The following is a 4,072-nucleotide window of genomic DNA, read 5'->3' on the forward strand; positions in this document are numbered from 1 at the left end:
CCAGCAGCTCGTCGATGGCGGCCTCATCGTCCCCCAACAAATCAAGCAATCGCTGCAGAACAATCGGTGCGGTGGTGGCAGTCGCAGGTTCTGGCAGCACAACTGGTGTTGTGCCGGATGAAGGCATCCATGTGGCCAGTGTTGTGGCTAGGCGTTCCTTCACGATAGGTTTGGACACGTAATCGTCCATACCCGCAGCCAGGCAGGTTTCACGGTCGCCGGGGAGCGCATTGGCTGTCATGGCAATGATCGGGATGTGGCGGCCGCTTTCCGCCTCAGCTGCGCGGATTTGCCGGGTGGCTTCATAACCATCGAGTTCCGGCATCTGGCAGTCCATCAGCACCAGCACATGTTCATGTCTGGCGACCGCCTGCACGGCCAATTGGCCGTTGTCGACCACGTCCACCCCGTAACCCAGTTTTTGCAGCATGTGGACGGCAATACGTTGGTTCACCGGATTGTCTTCGGCGACCAGAACACGAGGCAGCTCGTGCCCTGCGGTGTAGTCCGTCTTTGTGGCGCTGCTGATGGCCGGCCGTCGGGCCAAAGGAGACGCTTCGGCGGCAGCCCCGGGCAACAAAGCCGTGACGATGGCGTCAAACAGCAGCGATTGTTTGATGGGCTTGTGCAGTACGCAGACATTTCTGGCGCGCAGCGCGTCCCTGAGTTCCTTGTCCGGGCGGGCCGGACAGCAGATCACCGGCAACTGGCTAACCGCCTGGATCATCTGCACGGCTTCGAGCATGTGCGCGTCAGGCAGCGGTTCGGCAAGCAGGATCATGCTGGGGGCCGGGGACATATGGGGCAGTTGCTCACGCAGTTTGACCAGGCTTTCGATGGCAACGCAATCCATCTTCCAGGAGCGGATCAGCGTGCACCAGAGCTCGCGGCTGCCCTGGTTGTTGCCGACAAGCAGGACCCGCTTGCCAACCAGATTGTCGTCATCGGGGGCGATTGCTGCGGATGCAGCGGCTTCAAGTGGCAGTCTGACCCAGAAGGTGCTGCCCTGGCCAGGGGTGCTTTCGACACCGATGTCGCCTCCCATACCTTGTGCCAGACGTTTGCAGATGGCCAACCCCAGGCCGGTACCGCCGTACTTGCGTGTTGTGGAGCTGTCAGCCTGGGCGAACGGTTGGAACAGCCGCGCCAGTCCGGCGGCATCCATACCGATGCCCGAATCACGCACCGAGAAAGTGAGCCAGTGGCATCCGTTTGCCGCTTGAGTTGCGGCGACGCTGATGACGATTTCGCCGCGTTCGGTGAACTTCACGGCATTGGACAGGAAATTGAGCAGGATCTGGCGGATGCGTGTCGGGTCCCCCACAAACAGGTCGGGCAGATCTGGAGTGATGAAACTGGCCAGCGTCAGTTCTTTTTCCTGTGCCCGGTTGGCCACAACATCCAGCGTGTTCTCGACCAGTGGGCGCAGCGCGAAGTCGATGCGCTCCAGTTCCAGGGCGCCGGCTTCGATTTTGGAGTAATCCAGGATGTCGTTGATCAGGGCAAGCAGGGTGTCGGCGGACGTTTTGATGATTTTGGTGAACTCGATCTGCTCGGCATCCAGCGGGGTGTCAAGCAGGAGGTCAGTCATGCCAATGACCCCGTTGAGCGGTGTGCGGATCTCGTGGCTCATGGTGGCCAGGAATTCGGCCTTGAGCCGTGCAGTATCTTCGGCGGCCAGTTTCGCCTCCATGAGCTCCTGCTGCAACTGCCGTTCTTTGGTGATGTCGGAAAAGACCACCACCGATCCCATGCGTTCCCCCTTGATCGCCAGGGGTGCGCCAGTCATTTTGATCGGCAATGAGCTGCCATCCTTGCGGAAGAACATTTCATCGCTGGAACGGTAGATTTTGTTTTCACGCATGGCCAGGTGGATCATGCACTCGGCTGCCGGCAAAAGCTGTCCGTCGGGACGGTGGTGGTGAATGATGTCATGGACCCCCTGCCCCTTGAGTTCTTCAAAGCGCCAGCCCAGGATGCGTTCCCCCTCGGCGTTGAGGTAGGTGAGTTGGCCATCGGCATCCAGGGTGTAAACCCCTTCACCCAGATTGGCCAGAATGGTGTGGAGCCAGGACTCCCGGCGTGTCAATTCGGTTTCCAGGGTTTTCTGCTCGGTGATGTCGGTACGGATGGAGACATACTCTTCCACCTTGCCACGCGCATTCAGGAACGGCATGATGGTGGCGTTCACCCAATAAAAACCGTCACCTTTGGCACGATTGCAGATATTGCCTTGCCAGGTTCCACCGCGGGCGATGGTGCGCCACATCTCGCGATAAAACTCCGGTGGATGCTGGCCGGATTTCAGCAGGCGGTGGTTTTGACCGATGATTTCTTCCCGCGTGTAGCCACTGATGTCAAGGAAACGCTGATTGGCGTAAGTGATCTTTCCGTCAACACTGGCAGTGCTGGTGATGGCATGCTGATTGAGTACTTCCTGCATACGCAGTGCATGCCGCCATTGGCTGCGCCACTTGAGCAGAAGGGGAAGCAGGGCGCCACTGATGAGCAATGTCAGCAGCCCGGCGTCCAGCAGGGTGCGCAGCCAGAGACTGGTACCGGCAGGCAATACCGCCTGCAGGACGTACATGACCACAATCTCGCAGAAGAAGACGATGAGGAGGGTCATGAACGGGAAAATGAGCCAATGCGACAAGAGCGGTCTCCAGAAAACGATTCTTGGATGGATTGGGGGCAGCGCCACTGCCGCTTGCCCCATTGGATGATAAACCCCTGAACGCTTTCCATAAGCTGGCGGGGCCAAGCCAGCTACGGAGGGGAGGGTACTTTTAGCTATTAATAATATAGCTAATAAAGCTTGTTGCTTGTGGGTTAGAGCCTGTTTTTGTTCACAATAAGCTGCGAAATCAGGGCATCCTTGTCGGCCCACAGCTGGTTGACCCAGCGCTGGCAAGTGTCGCGCAGTGCCTGCTCGGCGTTTTGGCCAGCAGCAGCTTGTGCCTGAGGTACGGGCAGGGTGCGCACATGCACCATCACCTGGGGCATGCATCCTTGCAGAAAATGCAGGAAGGTGGGGGCGCCGTCCGGGTAGACCAGGGTGATGTCCAGCACTGCGCCAAACTTTTCACCCATGGCTTCCAGGGCCAGTGTCACGCCACCGGCTTTGGGTTTGAGCAGGTGCTGGTAGGGCGACTGCTGACGCTGTTGCTTGGCTCGGGTAAAGCGGGTACCTTCGAGGAAATTCATCACACTGGTGGGAACCAGTGCGTATTTTTCACAAGCGGCGCGGGTGGTGGCTGCATCCTTACCGCGGGCTTCGGGGTGTTGTTTCAGGTAGGCCTCGGAGTGCCGGCGCATGAACGGGAACTCCAGCGCCCACCACGCCAGCCCCATGATGGGCACCCAGATCAACTCTTTTTTCAAGAAGAACTTCAGCAACGGAATACGCCGGTTCAGCACATGCTGCAGCACCAGAATGTCCACCCAGGACTGGTGGTTGCACACCACCAGATACCACTGGCGCGGGCTCAGTTCACCAATGCCGCTGATTTGCCAGTCGAGCTTTTGCGTCAGCCGCATCCAGCCGCTGTTGCCGGCGATCCAGGCCTCGGCAATACGCAGCAGCAGCGGGTCGATCAGCAGGCGTACCTGTTTGAAGGGCAGCACCAGCTTGATCAGTGAAAACGCCAGCAGAATGGGCACCCAGAACAGGATGTTGAGCAGCATCAGCGCGCCGGCGATGGCGCCGATCAGCGGTGCGGGGAGAAAGTGGAGCATGGCACAGAGTCAGGTTGAAAACTGCAGCAACGGCAGCGATGGGCCATTTTCGGGGAGGATGGTCACACGGTATCTCCCCAATTACCCCAATGTGAAGCCGATCACACCCTGCAATGGCGGTTGAGCGGCCACGCCAGCGGGGGCCGACATGGCCAGGGCCGCTCAATCGGCACCAAAAGTCACCTTCAATGACGTTTGTCCGGCGGTCAGCCTGTCAAACACCAATGCCGAGCGAAAGGCGTCAATCGGCTTGACGTGCACCGGCACCGTACTTGAAGCATCTGCCACACGCATGACCGCATTGTTGTGCGGCAAGGTGACAAACACACTCAGT

2 protein-coding genes are annotated in these 4,072 nt (G+C 59.0%); both read right to left on the reverse strand.

All coding sequences use genetic code 11. From position 1 onward, the window contains the following. The coding region (locus tag PHW99_RS18265; protein ID WP_300181101.1) for a PAS domain-containing hybrid sensor histidine kinase/response regulator at nucleotides 1-2,629 on the reverse strand (2,629 nt) is incomplete at its 3' end. Nucleotides 2,630-2,832: 203 nt separating this feature from the next. Continuing rightward, complete coding sequence (locus PHW99_RS18270; RefSeq protein WP_300181104.1) at nucleotides 2,833-3,738, reverse strand: acyltransferase; 906 nt, start codon at nucleotides 3,736-3,738, stop codon at nucleotides 2,833-2,835. Nucleotides 3,739-4,072 lie beyond the last annotated feature (334 nt).

Source organism: Rhodoferax sp., from assembly GCF_028689305.1.
Classification (GTDB): domain Bacteria; phylum Pseudomonadota; class Gammaproteobacteria; order Burkholderiales; family Burkholderiaceae_C; genus Rhodoferax.

Excerpts from the sequence above, each read along its gene's own strand:
- PHW99_RS18270 (WP_300181104.1), bottom strand. The coding sequence starts at position 3,738 with ATGCTCCACTTTCTCCCCGCACCGCTGATCGGCGCCATCGCCGGCGCG.